Here is a 17,942-nt window from a genome sequence, read left to right as displayed (position 1 = left end):
CAGGGAGACAATGGAATGAAGATGCTTGCTTTGCTCATGGCCGGAACGCTGCTGTCGGCCGCGCCAGCTGCCGTGCTGGCGCAAAGCCCCGCGCCGGCTGCGCCGGCGGCGGTGGACGCCGAGACCGCACGGCTCAATGCGTGGCTCAACACGAAATACGAGGCGCAGCTGGCTGCCAGCCCGATGGCGCGCTCCTATGCCGGCGAGAAGAAGGATTACGACAAGATCGACGACATGTCCGAGGCGGCCGCCGCGCGGCAGCTCGAACGGATGCGGCTTGAGGTCGAGGAGATGAAGGCGACCTTCGACCGCGCGAAACTGCCGCAGGATGCGAAGCTTTCCTATGACCTGTGGATCTATCAGTACGAGGAAGCCGCGGCGCTCGCGAAGTTCAACCGCAACGGTTACGTCTTCCAGCAGATGTACGGTCCGCACACGCGGATGCCGCAATTTCTGATGCAGGTTCATCGTGTCGACGAACCGTCGGACATGGACGCCTATGTCGCGCGGATCGGCGGCATCGCGCGCGCGCTGTCGCAGCAGCTCGAGATCGCGAAGCTCAACGCGGCGGCGGGTTCGCGCGTGCCGCGCTTCTCCTACGAGATGATGATCCCGCAGGCGAAGGCGCTGAACAGCGGAGCGCCCTTCGCCGGCGAGGGCGACAATGCGGTGTGGAAGGACGCCAACGCCAAGATCGACGCACTGGTGAAGGCCGGCAAGATCGACGCCGCCAAGGCCGACGCCTATCGCGCGGCGGCGAAGAAGGCGCTGCTCGAGCAATGGAAGCCGGTCTACGACCAACTGATCGCCTGGTTCGAATCCGAGCTGCCCAGGGCCGATGCGGTCGCCACCGGCGTCGGCAAGAATCCGAACGGCAAACCATTCTACGACATGATGCTGCGCAGTTCGACCACCACCGATCTCACCGCCGAGCAAGTTCACCAGATCGGACTGGACGAGGTCGCGCGGATCAAGGGCGAGATGGAGGCGATCAAGCAGAAGGTCGGCTTCAAGGGCAGCTTGCAGGACTTTTTCAAGTTCGTGCGCGAGGATGCGCAATTTTATTATCCGGATACCGATGCGGGCCGTCAGCAATATCTCGACGACGCCACCCGCTATGTCGCGTTCATGAAGGCGCGGCTGCCCAAATATTTCGGCATCCTGCCCAAGGCGGATGTCGTCGTGAAGCGCGTCGAGCCCTATCGCGAGATCCCCGGCGCGGCGCAGCATTATTATTTCTCCACGCCGGACGGATCCCGGCCAGGCGTGTTCTATTCGCACCTGTCGGACATGCGCGCCGTGCCCAAGCCCCAGCTGGAGGTGATCACCTATCACGAGGCTTTGCCGGGTCATCACATGAACTTCGCGATCTCGCGCGAACTGACCGACATCCCCGAGTTCCGGAAATATCTCTATATCAACGCCTTCCAAGAGGGCTGGGGTCTCTATTCCGAGAAGTTCGCGAAGGAGATCGGAGCGTACAAGGATCCCTATTCGGACTTCGGCCGGCTGACGACCGAGATCTGGCGCGCGATCCGGCTGGTGGTGGATACCGGCCTGCACTCCAAGGGCTGGACCGAGGATCAGGCGGTCAAATATTTCACCGACAATTCGCCCGCCGCGCTCGGCCAGATCCAGTCCGAGGTGAGGCGCTACATCATCATGCCGGGCCAGGCGACGGGCTACAAGATCGGCATGATCCAGATGGAGAAGCTGCGGAAGAAGGCGGAGACGGCGCTCGGCAGCAAGTTCAATATCCGGGGTTACCACGACACCATCATCGGCCGGGCGCAGATGCCGCTCGACGAGCTCGAGCGGCAGCTCGACATCTGGATCGCGAAGCAAAAGGCGCGCTGAGCCGCGCGGCATATTCAAAGAGGGGTTAGTGACGATGAAGAAGACGATTTGCGGATTGCTGCTCGCCAGCGCGCTCACCGCCGCGCCCGCCGTGGCGCAGAACAAGCAGGACAACGGGCCGGAGGCGCGGCCGATCTACGACCGGTCCGCGGTGCTGCCGCCGTCGGTGCCCACCTCGGACGACGTGCTGCGCATCCCCGTGCCCAAGGATTATAACACGCCCAAGGGTTCGTTCGTGCTGGTCGGCGGGCGGCTGTTCGACGGCACGGGCAAGGCGGCCCGGCCGGCGACCATCGTGGTGCTGGGCAAGACGATCACCGCGGTACTCAAGCCCGGCGAGCGGAACTGGCCGGCGGACGCGGTCGTCTATGACGTGACCGGCAAGACCGTGATGCCGGGTCTGATCGACCTGCACGCGCACCTCACCTTCTTTGCGGCGGGCGACGCGGTGAACGTCTACTCCGCAGCGAACTACAGCGGCGCGGAATCGACGATGCGTGGGCTCAAGCGCATGGCGACCTATCTGGAATCGGGCGTCACCACGGTGCGCGACGTCGCCTCGCACGGCGATGTGCCCTTCGTGTTGAAGGCGAAGCAGGCCGCGGGCGAGATCTTCGGCCCCCGCATCTTCGCGGCCGGGCAGCTCATCACCCAGACCGGCGGTCACGCGGCAGTGCACGCCTTTCAGCAGGGCTATCCGGAGATCGCGGACAAGAATCTGAACTCGATGGTCCGTATCGCGTCGGGCCCCGAACAGTGGCGAGAGGCGGTGCGCATGCAGTTCACCAAGGGCGCCGACCTGATCAAGCTGGCCAGCGAATATTCGCAGGACGAGGTCACGGCGGCGGTGGACGAGGCGCACTCGCTGGGGCTGCCGGTGACGGTCGATGCCGAGACGCAATATATCGACATGGCGATCAAGGCCGGGGTGGATTCGATCGAACACCCGCTGCCGCGCAGCGACGCCGCGGTAGCGCTGATGGCCAAGCGCGGTATCGCCTCGGTGCCCACCCTGGTCGCCTATCGCGTCATCATGCGCGGCAGCGGCGGCTATTTCGGCTCCACCTCGCGCCGCTTCCAGCTCGACGAGACGGTCAACGAGAATATGGCCGCCAAGATGCGCCGCGCGGGCGTGAAGATGGGCATCGGTCTGGACGTGGTCGCGCTCGCAGGCACCGATTATCTGCCCGGCTCCTATATCGACGAGCTCGAATCCTTCACCCGCATCGGCTTTACCAAGGTCGAGGCGCTGGTGGCGGCCACCAAGACGGGCGCGGAGATCATCAAGATGGGCGACCGGCTGGGCACGATCGAGCCGGGCAAGCTGGCGGACATCATCGTGGTCGACGGCAATCCCGACGAGGATTTCGCCGCGCTCCGCAAGGTCAGGACCGCCTTCGTCAACGGCCGCCTGATGCTGCAGGACGGCCGCGTCTACCAGCCCGCACACCAGGAAGTGCCCTTCCCCAACCCGCGGAAGTGACGCCGCGAGGCCGCCTCGCCGCTGGAGCCTTATCCGTCAGGGCGGAATCGCCCTGACGGATAAGCAAGGCTTTCAATCAATATCTTGAGCGCTTCCCGGCCGAAAAGCCGGTCCCCACTTTTTCGGGAAGCGCTCTATCCTGTGGCGAAGCGGTCGGTCGCCTCGATCAGCTCGTGCAGGATGCCGGGTTCGTTGAAGACATGGCCTGCGTCGGGCACGATCTTCAGGTCCGATCCGGCCCAGGCCTTGTGCAGATCCCAGGCATGGCGCGCGGGGCAAGGGATGTCGTAGCGGCCATGGACGATCACACCGGGAATGCCGTTCAGCTTTCCGGCGTCGCGGATGAGCTGATCGGGTTCCAGCCAGCAGCCATTCCGGAAATAATGGTTCTCGATGCGCGCGATCGCGATCGCATAATCGTCGCTTCCGAAATGCGCGGCCAGTCCGGGATCGGGCAGCAGCGTGATCGTCTCGCCTTCGAAAATGCTCCAGGCCTTGGCGGCTTCCAGCTGCGTCGCCCGATCGCCCGTCAGGCGGCGGTGATAGGCTGCCACCAGATCGTCATGCTCCGCCTCGGGGATCGGCGCCAGAAACGCGTCCCACTTGTCCGGGAAGATCTCGGACACGCCGAACTTGTAGAACCAGTCCACCGCCGCGCGCGTCGCCGGAAAGATACCGCGCAGGATCAGCGCGCTCACCCGATCGGGATGGGTCTCGGCATAGGCGAGCGACAGCGTCGATCCCCAGCTTCCGCCGAACACCAGCCATGTCTCGACCCCCGCCATCTCGCGCATCCGCTCGATATCGGCGACGAGGTGCCAGGTCGTGTTCGCCTCCAGTGCCGCATAGGGCAGCGATCGCCCGCAGCCCCGCTGGTCGAACAGCAGCACGTCGTATCGTGCAGGATCGAACAGCTGCCGGTGCGCGTCCGAAAAGCCGGCGCCCGGCCCGCCATGCAGGAACACCGCGGGCATCGCGCCGGGCGTGCCCGAGCGTTCGTAATAAAGGCTGTGCCCGTCGCCCACGTCGAGCATGCCGGTCTCATAGGGTTTGATCGGCGGGTAGAATGTACGCATGTGGTTCCTGTACTATTTCTTCGCCGTCCGGCCATATTTGGCCAGGATCGTGCGCAATTCGTCATGGGGCAGCGCGTAAACAGTCACCCCGTCGCGTCCGGTCATCGTCCTGGCGGCGATCATCGAGTTGACGATCGACTCCTCGGTCGCGTCCACCGCCGCCTCGAAGATCTTGGTGATCTCCGAATTGGAGATCGCCGAGATCGCCTGCACGCCGGGCGCGCTTTCGTTCAGCGCCTCGGCGTTGGCGGTGGAGAAGGCGATGAAGATGTCGCCCGAAAGATTGTGGCTGATGTCGCCCATCCGGCCGATCGCCTGGGTCGGCCGCTTGGCCACACGCTTCAGTTGATGCGGCAGCAGCGGCGCGTCGGTCGCGATCACCACTATGATCGAACCTTCGGGCTCATAGGGCTTGCGGCTGATCGGCTCGCACTTGCGCGCCGGCTTGTAAGGCGCGGTGCCCGGCAGGTCGCTGCACGACAGATAGCGTGTCGCCAGATCCTGTCCCACCGGTGCGCCGCCGATGCGCAGCAGCTGCCGCGCGCCATAATTGCACTGGACCAGCGCGCCCACCGTATAGGCCTTGCCTCCGATCTCCACCTTGCGCGACGCGGTGCCGATCCCGCCCTTGAAGCCCGCACACACCATGCCCGTGCCACCGCCGACATTGCCCTCGGTCACCCGGCCACCCTTCGCCGTCGCCAGCGCCTCGGCCGCATGTGAAGGTTTCACATGAAAGCCGTCGACATCATTCAGATAGCCGTCCCATGTCTCGGCGACGACTGGCGTGAAGAACAGGCAGCACGCCTTCTTGTCGACCAGCCACTTCACCGCCGCGTCGCGGACCACGCCCACGCTGTGCGTGTTGGTGATCATCACCGGCCCGTCGAACGAGCCGCGCTCCTCCAGCCAGGTGGTGCCGGTCATTTCGCCCGCGGCATTGGCGGTCGCCCAGCCGCCGAACACGGGGACGGCGGAGTCCTTGCCACGCGGCAGGATCGCGGTGACCCCGGTGCGCACCGGCCCTTCGCCGCGCTTCAGCGCGCCATCGCCCCGGATGATGGTGCTGTGCCCCACCTCCACGCCGGGCACGTCGGTGATCGCGTTGAACGGGCCCGGCTCGCCATGGAAGGGCACACCCAGATCGCGCGCGCGAGGCGCCTGCGCGGTCGCGGCGGATGCCGCAAGCCCGATCGCCAGCGCCGTCGCCAGTCGCAAAACACGCATCATGCCGTCTCCCTGTTCGAGCACCTCGCCGCGTGCGCCGCCACCGCCTCGCGGCGCCTGAACCACAGATAGAGCGCCACCGCGAAGCTCGTGATCGCCAGCATGAATCCGAACTCGTCGATCGCATAGGCGGTGATGTCGCCGGTGGGTTCGGTCAGCGGCGTGAAGATGCGCTGGATGAACAGATTGTGGCTGCCATGCATGATCGCCGCGGGCCAGACGCTGCCCGACTTCAGCCGGAACCACGCCATGATGAAGCTCAGATTCATCACCATCACGAAGAAACAGACCAGCGCGAAGCCGCGCGGGGCGGCGCTGTTGTAATCGGCATAGAGGATCAGCGGCACATGCCAGGTCGCCCAGATCAATCCCGTGATCACCGCCGCGCGGGTAAAGCCGAACCGGTCCTGCAACCGCGGCGCCATGAAGCCCCGCCAGCCAATCTCTTCGCCAAGGCCGCGTGCCGTCCCCACGATGATCCCGGTCACACCGGTGAACACGAAGTACAGCATCGCGAACAGCGTGGGATCCTCGATGGTCCAGCCGATCTGCGCGGCGAGCGGCGCGACGCTCTCGGGCGTCGCGAACCGGCCCATGCCAGTGGTCCACACGATGACATAGGCCAGTCCGGCATAGCCGATCGGCAGCAGATAGCTCGCCCATGACAAGGCCGTGCCGCGCCAAGCGAAGCCCAGCGACGACCAGTCCAGCTTCAGCAGCCACACCGTCAGGATCGCGGCCGCCGCCGGCCCCCACATCAGCGCGGTCACATAGCCGCCCGCGCCGCCGCTCACGCCATAGCGCGCCATCAGCGCATAGGGCGCCGCGCACAACAACATGGTCAGCAGCAGATAGAGTCCCACTCCGGCGCCGCTCCGTTCCCGCTCCATGCCCGTTCCCCCATTGTCGCGTCCATGAATCACGCTGGCACAGGCTTCGCGCCGCCGCCAACCAGTAAAGCTGGGGATGAGGCGCAGTTATTCTGGCGCAGAGACTGAGGAATATGGCGTTGCGGCGCGCCCGCGCGGAGGCAAATCTGCATCCGAAAAATCCATGACGGGGAAGAGCATATGACCATGAAGGTGTCGAAGATTTCGCTGGCCCTCACCCTGGCGCTGTCGCCGCTCGCGTTGCACGCGCAGGGCACGCCGGTCGTCGTCCCCGGCGGCGACATTCCCAAGGCCTACACGCCGACCGCCGCCGAAACCGATTTCGAACGGCGCGAGGTCAAGATCCCGATGCGCGACGGGGTGAAGCTCCATACCATCATCCTGGTGCCCAAGGGTGCGGCCAACGCGCCGATCCTGATGGACCGCACGCCCTATAACGCCACGGCGCGCTCGACGCGGTCGACCAGCGGCAAGATGATCAATGCGCTCCCCTTCGAGAATGAGGAGTTCGTACGCAACGGCTACATCATCGTCTGGCAGGACACGCGCGGCAAGTTCAAGTCCGAAGGCGACTACACGATGATCATGCCAGCGGCGGGGCCGCTCAACCCCACCGGCGTGGACCATTCGACCGACGCCTACGACACCATCGCCTGGCTGGTGAACAAGGCGAACCTGCCCGAGGCCAATGGCCGCGTCGGCATGATCGGCTCGTCCTATGAGGGCTACACCACAGCCTCGGCGCTGCTCCATCCGCACCCGGCGCTGCGCGCCGCCGCGCCCGAAAGCCCGATCATCGACGGCTGGATGGGCGACGACTGGTTCCATCACGGCGCTTTCCGCCAGTTGATGCTGGGCTTCGTGGCGATGCAAAGCGGAGACAAGGCGTTCGCCGCCACCCCGCCGCACGGCAGCGGCGACGATTATCACATCTTCCGCGAAGCCGGCTCCGCGGGAGACTGGGCGCGCGCCCGCGGCTTCGACCAGCTTCCCGCCTGGAAACGGATCGTGGCGAACCCGGAATATAACCAGACCTGGTCGGGCCAGGCGCTGGACAAGCTTCTCGCCGCCAATCCCTCGGACGTGCCCACGCTCTGGGTGCAGCCCTTTTGGGACCAGGAGGATTCCTACGGCGCGATCACCGCGTTCGAGGCGCTACGCAAGGCGGGCAAGACCGGCAACAACCACATCATCCTGGGCCCCTGGTTCCACAGCCAGATCAACCGATCGGCGGGCGGCCGCAGCACCAGCGCGTTCAACTGGAGCAGCGACACCGTTGCCGATTATTGGAAGAAGATGATCCTGCCCTTCTTCAACCAGCATCTGAAGGACGGCCCGCCCGCCAACATGCCCGTCGCCACCGCCTATAATACGGGCGAGGACAAGTGGGAGAAATTGAAGGCCTGGCCGCTTGCCTGCGAAAGCGGCTGCTCCGCGCCGTTGACGCCGATCTATCCCGCGGCCGAGGGCGGACTCTCGCTCAAGCCGGGTGCGGCGGGCGAGGACAGTTATGTCTCCGATCCGGCAAAGCCCGTGCCCTTCCTGCCGCGACCGTTCAGCATGCAGAAGTCGGTTTACACCCCCGAATGGCCGGTCTGGCTGCTCAGCGACCAGCGCCACGCCGATGGCCGTCCGGACGTGATGACCTATACCACCGACGTGCTGACCGAGCCGATGCGCGTCTCCGGTGCGCCGATCGCCGAAATTATCGCCAGGACGACCGGCACCGACGGCGATTTCGTGGTCAAGGTGATCGACGTCTTCCCGCAGGAGAACGAGACCAATCCCAAGATGGCGGGATACGAACTGCCGATCAGCCTCGACATCTTCCGCGGGCGTTACCGCAACAGTTTCGCCAAGCCGACCGCGATCCCGAAGGGCAAGACGCAGACCTACAAGTTCCGCCTGCCCACGGTGAACCACGTCTTCCAGCCCGGCCACCGCATCATGGTGCAGATCCAGTCGAGCCTGTTCCCGCTCTACGACCGCAATCCGCAGACCTTCGTGCCCAACATCTTCAACGCGAAGAAGGGCGATTACAAGGCCGCGACGGTCACGCTGGAGCGCGGCGCCGCCGGGACGAAGATCTGGCTGCCGATCGTGCCCGTCGATCAGTCGGCGATGATGGCGGAGTAGGGGAAGGCCAGAGATTGGTTTGCAGGCGCGGCCGAACCTCTCCTCCCTATCGAAGATGGGGAGAGGGACCGCCACGGCGTAAGCCGTGGTGGTGGAGGGGAAGTGCGATGGATGATTCAGTGCCGTAGCTGGTGAAGATCCAGAGAGAATCTGGTTCGAATGCCGCACGAAACGGAAGCATCGTACTTCCCCTCCACCACGCCGCTGCGCGTCGCGGTCCCCCTCCCCACGCTGCGCGTAGGGAGGAGAAATTCTTGCTGCCTCACGCTTCCAATGGAATCCGGGACAGTTCCCGGCAAGTCCGCACCCCAGCCGCCCATCATCGCCACCGGAACGAGCCCGAACCCCGCTCGCATGCGTCTGCCAAAAAGAAACCGCCCCCGGACGCGAGTCCGGAGGCGGCAGGGGAAGTTGCGGCTGTTGGTTAGAACTGGATGCCGCCCGTGATGCCGAAAGTCCGCGGACGCCAGGTCTGGATCTGGATGCGCTCGGACGGCTGGAAGTGCAGGCGGCCGATGATGTCGCGCGAGTTGGTCAGGTTGTTGGCGAAAACCGAGATGTCGATCCCGTTGCCGGTGCGGATGCCGATGCGGGCGTTCAGGTTGCGCTGGTCGTCGGTGGTGGCCAGGATGGGATTGAAACCGACATTGCCCGGCTTCACCGAAAAGCCGCTCTTGTACGTCCACTGGACGGTGCCATAGCCCTTCAAATCGTCGGGGCCGAGCGGCGTCTCGTACATGCCGGTCAGGTTCACCGTCCATGGCGCGGCGAAGCGGTCGCCCTTGCGCGTGACGGTGTTGGTCGTGCCGGGAACGAAGATCGTCTCCCGCTGGGTGCCGTCGATATAGCCGATATTGGCGTCGAGTGTCAGACCGGTGACCGGAAACACCGTGATCTGCGCTTCGAGGCCGCGTGAGCGTGCCTTGCCGAAATTGTCGGTGAAGATGCTCGCGCAGCCCTCGACCTGACGGCTGCGTTGCACGCCCGTCCAGTCGGTCTGGAAGGCGGCTGCGGCGAATGTCGCGAAATTGCCGACACGGCCCTTGGCACCCAGTTCGTAGCTCCACACGCTATCGGACTTGTAGGTCGCGGGAATAGTGTCGTAGCCAATCTTCTGGAGGCCCGGCAGACAGCCCGGATCGACCTGGGCGGCAGCGGTGTTGACGCCGCCCGAACGGAAGCCCTTCGCCGCGGAGGCATAGACCATCAGGTTCGGCGTGGGTTCATAGGTGATACCGAACTTGGGCGTCAGCGGCTTTTCAACGCTGCGCTGAAGCGCGCCCGTCGTCGTCACTCTGGTCACTGAATCGACACTTTCCGCCTGCGATTCAAACTCGAGACGCGACCAGCGCAACCCTGCGGTCAGCGTCAGATTTTCAAAAAGTTCGAAATCGACACTGCCGAAGAGGCCCAGGTTACGGTCTACGATACGGGTCTGCGCATACCCCCCCACACCGTCCGCCGAGAGCGGGAAAAACGGGGGCAACACGCCTGCAAAGATGCCCAGCGGGAAGGGGAGCGCGACTGGCGGTACTGCATGGTACGACGTGGGGTACAGGTAGTTGTCGTAGGGCGAATAGCTGAAGTCGCTGTCACGTGCGCGCTGGCGGGTCTTCTGGTAGAATGCGCCGAAGACATAGCGGAGGCGCGCGTCCGCATCGTTGGACTGGAGGCGGACTTCCTGGCTGAAGCTGCGCTGGATCTGGTCCGAGAAGAGGACGAAGCATTCGCCGCAATTCGGCCCGCCGGCCCGGCCGGGCGACGCGGTGTCGAAACCGATCTGGGTGGTGTTTGCGCCCGCCGCTCTGGCGAAAGCATCATAGATGCCGCGGAGGGGGACGCCCGTGCCGAATGCGGGGTCGTTCCCCAGTCCGTTCAGGATATTGTCGAAGATATCGAGGATATAGGCCGTGCCGTCGTCTGTGGACCGGTTGCGGCGATCGACATAGGCCGTGTTGCTGATCAGCGAGACCGGACCCATGTCCCACTCGCCCTTGAGCTGATACAGCCTGAATTTGTCTTCGCCCGTCGATGCGATGCCTTCACCGCTCTGGAACTCCGGCGGCTGGGCGCGCGTGGAGCCGTTGCCATAGGTCCAGTAGGTGCTTTGATCGTCGCGGTTGGTTTTCTGGTAGAAGATCGATGGCGTGATCGAGATGTCTTCCGTCGGCTTCCACAGCAGCGAGCCGTTGAAGACCATTGTCCGGTTCGAGTTCGAGTTCTTCTCGGCCGTGCCGCGGCTGGCGTAGAAGGGAACACGGTCGATATAGCCGCCGTCGCGCCGGTAATAGACGCTGGCGCGGAAGCCCAGCTTGTCCTCGACGATCGGGCCGCCGACCGCGCCGCCCATTTCATAGGTCGGATCGCCGCCCTCGGTGAAGCCCAGTTCGGCGCGCGCATTGCCGGTGAACTTGTCCAGCGTCGGCTTTGCGGTGATGAAGCGCACCGCGCCGCCCATGGCGCTCGAACCGAACAGCGTGCCCTGGGGGCCGCGCAGAACCTCGACGCGCTCGAGATCGTAAAGCGCCGGAGAGAAGAAGCTCATCAGCACGAGCGAACGGATATGGACCGGCGTATCGTCGATATAGATGCCGGTCATGGTCGCGCCGACCGACGATTGCAGGCCGCGGATCGCGATATAGCGAATGCCCGAAAAGCCCTGGGTGAGATTGACGCCCGGCGTGTTGCGGACGAGATCCTCGACGCTGCGGATGCCCTTCTGGTCGAGCGTTTCCTGCGAATAGGCCGCGATGCTGATCGGCACGTCGAGCAGCGATTCCGCGCGTCGTGTGGCCGTGACGATGATTTCGTTCGCGTCCCTCGCCGGCGTGGCCGTCTCCTGTTCTGTCGGTGCGGACTGGGCCATCGCCATGGCGGGGCATACGACCGCGAACGCCGAAGCTGCGATCAGCAGAGGCTTTCGAAGATCCCTCATATTCATCTCCCTTTTTTAAATATTGAAGTTATTATTTGTTATTATCGGTTCATCTTGCTTCCACGCTGCGAACATTATCTTCCGAATTGCGGTCGATATATTTGAGATAGGGGTCGATGCCGATGAATGTGGGCTGCTTATCCAGCACCATCTCAAACGTGTGCCGGCCGGATTTCAGCTGCTGTTGCTTGAACAACAGGACATTAGCCTTGCCAAAACCCTTGTCTCCCGGGTTCGCGGAGAACACGCCGATGTCGAACACCTCGTTCAACGAGGCTTCGCTTTCCACGCCCTTACCGTCGGCGTAGCGCTTGCGCGCCTCCACGGTGACCGAGAGCGTCCATCTCCCGTCGCTGCGCCGCGTCGTGCGGCCGTCGATCACCTTCAGGTCGTAGAGCGTGATCCGCTCGAACAGGTCGGTGATCAGCTGTTGGTGCTCGGGTTTCGCTTGGGCGCGAAGCGCGTTGGTCAGGTGGCGGCCGGTTGGGTAGGGCGCGCCCTTGAAGGCGAATTGTGCGATCAGCGAGCGCAGCGCGCGGTTGACCTGCTCCTCGCCCATCCGGTCCTTGAGCAGGTACATGACGTTCCCGCCCTTCTGATAGCGGACATAGGCCTGTTCCTGCACGCGCTCGAGCGCCGGTTCCGCGACATTCTCCTTGCCGCGCTGGCCGAGATAGCCCTCCATGCCGCGCTTCAGGAACTTGCGGATCATCGCGTCGCCGTAGCGCTTCTCCATCACCATGATCGCCGAATATTGGGCGAGCGTTTCGGAGAGGACGGTGCTGCCCTCCATGTCCGCGCCGGTGACCTGGTGGAACCACCATTGGTGCGCCAGCTCGTGCGCGGTGACGTAGGCGATGAAGTCGACGCCGTCGCGGTCGTCGATCTTCGCGATGAACCCCGCCCCTTCCGAATAGGGCACCGCGCCGGGGAAGGCCTGCGCGAAATTGTTGTAAACGGGGAATTCTATGATGCGGAACTGCTTGAACTGATAGGGGCTGAAGTTCTTCGAGTAATATTCGAGCCCATCCTTCGAAAGCTGAATGAAGCGATCGACGTTGAACGTATGTCTGGGGTGATAATAGACTTCAATGTCCACATTGCCCCACTTCTGCCGCTTCACCGCATAGTTCGCGGCCTGGATGGAGAAGAAGTTGTTGATCGGCGCTTCGGTCCGGAATCGTGTCACCTGGCGGTCGCCCGTCACCTGATGCGAAACCCGCTCGCCCGGCGCGATCAGCGTCTGGTCCGCCGGCCCGCGCACGGTCACGTCGGCATTCACGAAATCGCTGTCGTGCCGCAGATAGGTGAAGGCGCGCGCGTGCTCGTCTTCCAGCTTGTTGATCACGAGATCGGGGTTGAGACCATATTTGCGGCGTGTCGCGCGGTCCTGAAGCAACGGCCAGCGCGACACGCCCAGGTTCGGCGCAAGCGAGAAATTGTTCAGGAAGGTGCCGTTGGCGACCAGCCGGTCCTCATTGCCGGAATTCCGGAAGCCCTTTTGCTCGCGCAGCGTCTTGAAGCGGATTTCCCGCCTCTCGCCGGGCGCCATCGGCGTGTCGAAGGTGTAGATGCGGAAGTTATAATCGGGCAGGTCGCGGGTCATTCGCGCACCGGGCACGTCGAGCGCCAGCATCTTCACGCCCGGATCGATGGTCGTGCCGAGGAACGACTTGGTCACCAGCGCATGCTGCCACTGCACATAGAGCTGGCTCAGCGGCTTGCCGGTCTTGTTCTGGATCACATAGCTGCCGGTCGTCGTCACCCAGGGCGCGGTGCCCTCGGGGTGAAGATCGACGTCCAGTTTCATGTCGACGATGTGCGGCTGCGGATGCGATTCCAGCGGCAGCAGCGTCTTCTCGTAATTCGCTGCCCATTCCGAGCTGCCCTTGAAGGTGGGGAAGTCGTTCAGGACATAGTTGTTATAATAGATCCAGCCGCCCAGCCCCGCCATCACGACCGCGGCCGTGCCGGCGATCGCGCCGGGCACGCCGACGAGGCGGGCGGGCAGCGTCTTCAGCCGGACGCGCAGCGGCGCCGATGCGCCACGCCGCCAGAGGCCCCATGCGAGCACGGTCAGGATGACCGCGCCGCATGCCCAATAGGCGCGATACCACAGCGCGTGGCCGGCATGGACGCCAAGCCCGTTCATGTCCGAAACCGGCGTCGGCGACGTAGTGGCGTAGAGATAGAGATGGCTCTCCAGCCCGAGCGTCGGGAGCATGGTCTCGGCGATGAAGTAGAGCAGCATCACCAGCAGGCCGACGAACTTGTGCGGCACCAGCGTCTGCACGAACACGGCGAGCACTGCGTACATCACCATGGTCGAGAACCAGGGGGCGAGGAACCAGGTGAAATATTTGACGAACTCGATGTCGGTGAAGCCCTTGGCGAACTGAACGCCGACCGCAGCGACGATGCACATCAGGCCCATCGCGAGCAGGATCACGCTCACCGCCAGAATCTTGGGCACCAGGAACGCCCAGTCCGGCGAGGGGGTGGCATCGACGATCTCGTGCACGCGGCGTTCGCGGTCGCGCCACACCAGTTCGCCAGCATAGAAAGCCGCCACGAACAGCGGAATGGTGGTGAACTGCGCAGCCAGCGTCTGGATCATCACGCGCGTCACCGGGTAGATGACGGTCACGCTGTCGTCGCCCGCCAGCCACAGGCCGATGACGGTGTTGATGAAGGCGAAGCCGAGCAGCACGATGAACGTCGGCCCGCGCAGCACGCCGAGCAACTCGAAGCGCGTCAGCGCGGCCAGCGGTCCCCAGCCCAGCTTGCGGTCCGCCGGCGGCAGCGGCGTGCCGGCGAGCGCGGGCGCCGCGCTCTCCACCGCCTGCGCCTCGTTGCGCGCGGGGCGGCGGTCGGCGCGCGTGGCGAAACCCTTGCGCGTGAACGAGCGCCAGGCCATCGCGAGCATCGCCAGGCCCACGGCGCACCATAGCGCGCGGCCCTGCAGCACCAGGCCGGTGAACGACGGCAGCATCATGTTGCGGTCGTTGGCGGTCCAGTTCTTGGTGGCATGCTCGAACGCGGCCAGGCCGAAGGGATCGGTCAGCATCGCCATTGCGCCGAACTCCGGCCGCCGGAAATAGATGCGGCTGAACAGATAGATCGCCAGCACCACCAGCGCACCGACATAGGTGGCGATCTGCGAGCGCGTCGCCGTCGCGAGCGCGAAGAATCCCGCGCTCAGCAGGAACAGCGTCGGCACGCAGAGCAGGACGAACACCTGCACATAGTCGGCGATATTGACCGGCCCGATCGTCTCGGGGTCGGGCCCCGGCAGCAGCACCGCCATCAGCGCGCCGAGCGGCACGCTCAGAAAGGCGAGGCTCGCGGTCAGGAAGCCGCCCGTAAAGCGGCCGAATAGATAGTTGAATCTGGAAAGCCGCGTCGCCTGGATGATTGGGCCGAAGCCGGTCTCGTCGTCGCGCAGCACCACGTTCGAGACGAACGCCGTCACCAGGAACATCGCGAAGATGGTCCAGACCATGCTGTTGACCGCGATCGCATAAGGTGCGTTGCGGAACACCTGCCCGCCCCAGCCGATGCGGATGTCGTCAGACGCCACGGTTGCGAAGGCGAGCAGGAAGAAGATGATGAACGCCCCCCAGAACATGGTGGAGCGGAGCTGGTATTTCAGCTCGAAGCCGGCGACGTGCGCGAACATGCCCATATCCTCAGGCCGCGTGGCGCAGCGGTAGCAGCGTCGCGAAATAGACGTCCTCGAGGTCGCCCTCGATCGCTTCGAAGCCGTTGCCCGGATTTGCGTCGGCCAGGACATGGATGACGGTGCGGCCGCTGGTCAGCCGCGTGGCGATCACGTTGTAGCGCTCGCGATGTGCTTCGAGCTCGTCCTTGGCGATGATTTTCTTCCAGACGCGGCCGCGCACCTGCTCGACCAGCTCCTGCGGCGATCCGCGGCCGATGATCCTGCCGCCCGCGATGATGGCGGCATTCTGGCAAAGATCGGCGATGTCCTGAACGATATGGGTGGAGAAGATCACGACGATATTTTCGGCGACTTCGGAGAGCAGGTTGAGGAAGCGGTTGCTCTCCTCCGGATCGAGTCCCGCGGTCGGCTCGTCGACGATGATGAGGCGCGGCTGACCGATCAGCGCCTGTGCGATGCCGAAGCGCTGGCGCATGCCGCCCGAAAAGCCGGCCACCGCCTTGTTGCGGACGTTCCAGAGATTGACCTGATTGAGCAGCGCGCCGACCACCTCGCGGCGCTCGCCGCGATTGGCATAGCCTTTCAGGACGGCAAGATGATCGAGCATGTCGAACGCGGAGACACGGGGATAGACTCCGAAATCCTGCGGCAGATAACCGAGCGTGCGGCGCAGCGCATCCGGATTGGCCAGCACATTGATCTCGTCAAAGCGGATCGCGCCCGAGCTAGGCACTTGCAGTGTCGCGATGGTGCGCATCAAGGTGGACTTGCCCGCGCCGTTTGGCCCCAGCAGACCAAACATGCCAGGGGGCACCTCGAGCGAAACTGAATCCAGCGCGCGTGTACCGTTGGGATAGACGTGAGTAAGATTTTCTATCTTTAACATGCGCTCCCCAACATTCCGCCGCCTGCGCTTTTTATCCCGTCAAGGCAGCGGCCCAGGCATATTTCGATCACAAACCGCAGATCGTATACTGTTGCACTGCATCGACGATGCACAAACGAGTAATTCTGGTCCCGAGAATGAGAGTTTCTCGCTCAACCCTTGGCCGACGCCGGACAAAGGCGCCGGTTGCCGGCGACGCTCTGCTGGCGCCGGGTCGGGAAGGGCTTCGTCGAGCGATCGGGTCTGCCAACCTGAAGCCGGGGCAGTGTCCGACCTGTCGTGGGGCGCGTGTCCAATGGGGGCGCTGATCGAGAGCCAGGCTGCCCGGTCTGGCCGTCCTCATGCATATCCGGGCGGTCAACACCGCTTACTCGGCATCTTCAAGGAATCGGCACCCCGCGAGCGCGATCAGGACAGCTGCTGGCCAAAGCAATATGCCCATCGCCATTAACGCGTAGCGCAGGCTCGAAGTCCCGAAATCCTCGGCCAGCAGATCGCTGACGATGCCTGTCGCCAAAGGGCCGAGGGTAAGGCCCACCGCGTTGATCGACGCCATGACGAGCGCCGACGCGGTAGCGCGCCGGGTGGCGCCGCAGACATGCTGGATCGCGGCGAACACCGCCGGTAGCGCGCTGAACAGGAGCGCCATCAGCAGCCCGCCCCAGAACAGGAATGCCATGAGCGTCGTCACACCGAAGGCGATCCAAGTGACCGGGGCAGCGACGATATAGGTGCCGACGGGCCACCAAATCAGCCAGCGCGGATCGCGCTTCGTCAGCCTGTCGCACAATATGCCGCCGGCGACCGAGCCGATGATCGAGCCGATCGCGCTGGCCACGCCCCAAGCCGCGCCGAGGCTCTGTCAGATCTGCGTGGCACTGGTTCTGTCGGGGCTGTGTGGCACTGAGTTCCGGCCGCTGATAGCAGTGGTAGATGGCTCGTCGATCGAGGGCGAAACCGCCCAGTCCATTTCGCGGCTTCAACTCGTCACCTGAAGTGATTCGGCTGGTAGTGTTGATGTACGTGCGATTTCCGCTCTCGCTACGCAACGTCGAGGATTTGCTTTTCGAGCGCGGCATCGACCTTTGCCACGAGACGGTTCGCTTCTGGTGGAACCGGTTTGGTCCGATGTTCGCCGGCGACATTCGCCGGCAGCGGGTCAATCGAATGCGCGGTTTCAGGCACTGGCGATGGCATCTTGATGAGATGTACGTCAAGATCAACGGCGAGATGGTATATCTCTGGCGCGCCGTCGATCATGAAGGCGAGACCCTCGAGAGCTTCGTCACCAAAACCCGCGATAAAGCGGCCGCTTTGACCTTCATGGAGAAGGCGCTGAAGCGCCATGGTTCACCCGAGACGATCACGACCGATGGGTTGCGCTCCTACCGTGCAGCAATGAACGAGCTCGGCAACGCGCGGAAGCAGGAGATCGGCCGTTGGGCCAACAACCGAATCGAGGGCAGTCGTCTCCCCCTGCGAAGACGGGAGCGGGCAATGCTCAGATTTCGAAAAATGAAGAGCCTGCAGAAGTTCGCATCGGTCAATGCCAACGTGAACAATCACTTCCAGCTCGAACGCCATCTCGTCGACAGAAAAACCTACAAGGAACGCCGCTCAGCCGCCTTTGCCGAGTGGCAAAATCTCGCGAGCTAGGCTGCCAACTTCAAAGACCGAGCCTCGCCAGGTGGAAAGCGGTTCGCACAGGACTGATGCGGTGGATGGCCCCTGTGTCCGACGATGGTGAGTCGTATTGTGGGCTGTTGTCGA

Annotated in this window: 11 protein-coding genes; 4 read left to right on the top strand and 7 right to left on the bottom strand. The window is 63.9% G+C overall.

The window, feature by feature from the left end:
* Positions 1-15: 15 nt before the first annotated feature.
* Both AC3WN8_RS07810 and AC3WN8_RS07805 read left to right on the top strand, forming a co-directional pair.
* Entirely contained in the window at positions 16-1,857 is a 1,842-nt protein-coding gene (locus AC3WN8_RS07810) for a DUF885 domain-containing protein (protein ID WP_492668840.1), read from the top strand.
* A 34-nt stretch (positions 1,858-1,891) separates the two neighbouring features.
* Positions 1,892-3,340 carry an amidohydrolase family protein gene (locus tag AC3WN8_RS07805; RefSeq protein ID WP_492668839.1) on the top strand — a complete coding sequence of 483 codons (1,449 nt, stop codon included), beginning with the start codon at positions 1,892-1,894 and terminating at the stop codon, positions 3,338-3,340.
* Between the two features lie 134 nt (positions 3,341-3,474).
* Here the strand turns inward: AC3WN8_RS07805 and pip are convergent, their stop codons facing one another.
* The 3 genes from pip to AC3WN8_RS07790 are packed head-to-tail and all read right to left on the bottom strand — an operon-like array spanning position 3,475 to position 6,533.
* Positions 3,475-4,416 (bottom strand): prolyl aminopeptidase, encoded by a 942-nt coding sequence (pip, locus tag AC3WN8_RS07800; RefSeq protein ID WP_492668838.1) that lies wholly within the window; start codon positions 4,414-4,416, stop codon positions 3,475-3,477.
* A gap of 12 nt (positions 4,417-4,428) precedes the next feature.
* Positions 4,429-5,646 (bottom strand): DmpA family aminopeptidase, encoded by a 1,218-nt coding sequence (locus tag AC3WN8_RS07795; RefSeq protein ID WP_492668837.1) that lies wholly within the window; start codon positions 5,644-5,646, stop codon positions 4,429-4,431.
* Positions 5,643-6,533 carry a CPBP family intramembrane glutamic endopeptidase gene (locus AC3WN8_RS07790; protein WP_492668836.1) on the bottom strand — a complete coding sequence of 297 codons (891 nt, stop codon included), beginning with the start codon at positions 6,531-6,533 and terminating at the stop codon, positions 5,643-5,645. Before AC3WN8_RS07790 ends, AC3WN8_RS07795 begins: the two co-directional genes overlap by 4 nt.
* Before the next feature lie 180 nt (positions 6,534-6,713).
* On the opposite strand from AC3WN8_RS07790, the gene AC3WN8_RS07785 reads away from it, so the two are divergent.
* Positions 6,714-8,669, top strand: coding sequence for a CocE/NonD family hydrolase (locus AC3WN8_RS07785; RefSeq protein ID WP_492668835.1), 1,956 nt, complete (start codon positions 6,714-6,716; stop codon positions 8,667-8,669).
* A gap of 424 nt (positions 8,670-9,093) precedes the next feature.
* Here the strand turns inward: AC3WN8_RS07785 and AC3WN8_RS07780 are convergent, their stop codons facing one another.
* From AC3WN8_RS07780 to AC3WN8_RS07765, 4 genes are all read right to left on the bottom strand, one after another.
* Entirely contained in the window at positions 9,094-11,604 is a 2,511-nt protein-coding gene (locus tag AC3WN8_RS07780) for a TonB-dependent receptor (protein WP_492668834.1), read from the bottom strand.
* A 49-nt stretch (positions 11,605-11,653) separates the two neighbouring features.
* A complete protein-coding gene (locus AC3WN8_RS07775; RefSeq protein ID WP_492668833.1) occupies positions 11,654-15,283 on the bottom strand; it encodes an ABC transporter permease/M1 family aminopeptidase in 3,630 nt (1,209 codons plus the stop codon).
* Positions 15,284-15,293: 10 nt separating this feature from the next.
* Positions 15,294-16,172 carry an ABC transporter ATP-binding protein gene (locus tag AC3WN8_RS07770; RefSeq protein ID WP_492668832.1) on the bottom strand — a complete coding sequence of 293 codons (879 nt, stop codon included), beginning with the start codon at positions 16,170-16,172 and terminating at the stop codon, positions 15,294-15,296.
* 367 nt (positions 16,173-16,539) lie between these two features.
* Complete coding sequence (locus tag AC3WN8_RS07765) at positions 16,540-17,010, bottom strand: MFS transporter (protein WP_492668831.1); 471 nt, start codon at positions 17,008-17,010, stop codon at positions 16,540-16,542.
* A gap of 95 nt (positions 17,011-17,105) precedes the next feature.
* On the opposite strand from AC3WN8_RS07765, the gene AC3WN8_RS07760 reads away from it, so the two are divergent.
* Positions 17,106-17,828: an IS6 family transposase gene (locus AC3WN8_RS07760; protein WP_492668830.1), complete on the top strand. Its 723-nt coding sequence runs from the start codon at positions 17,106-17,108 to the stop codon at positions 17,826-17,828.
* Positions 17,829-17,942 lie beyond the last annotated feature (114 nt).

Source organism: Sphingobium sp. FW305-3-2-15-F-TSA7, assembly GCF_058787155.1.
The sequence above is the reverse complement of the archived record's forward strand: the minus strand, read 5'-3'. Positions and strand labels throughout refer to the sequence as shown.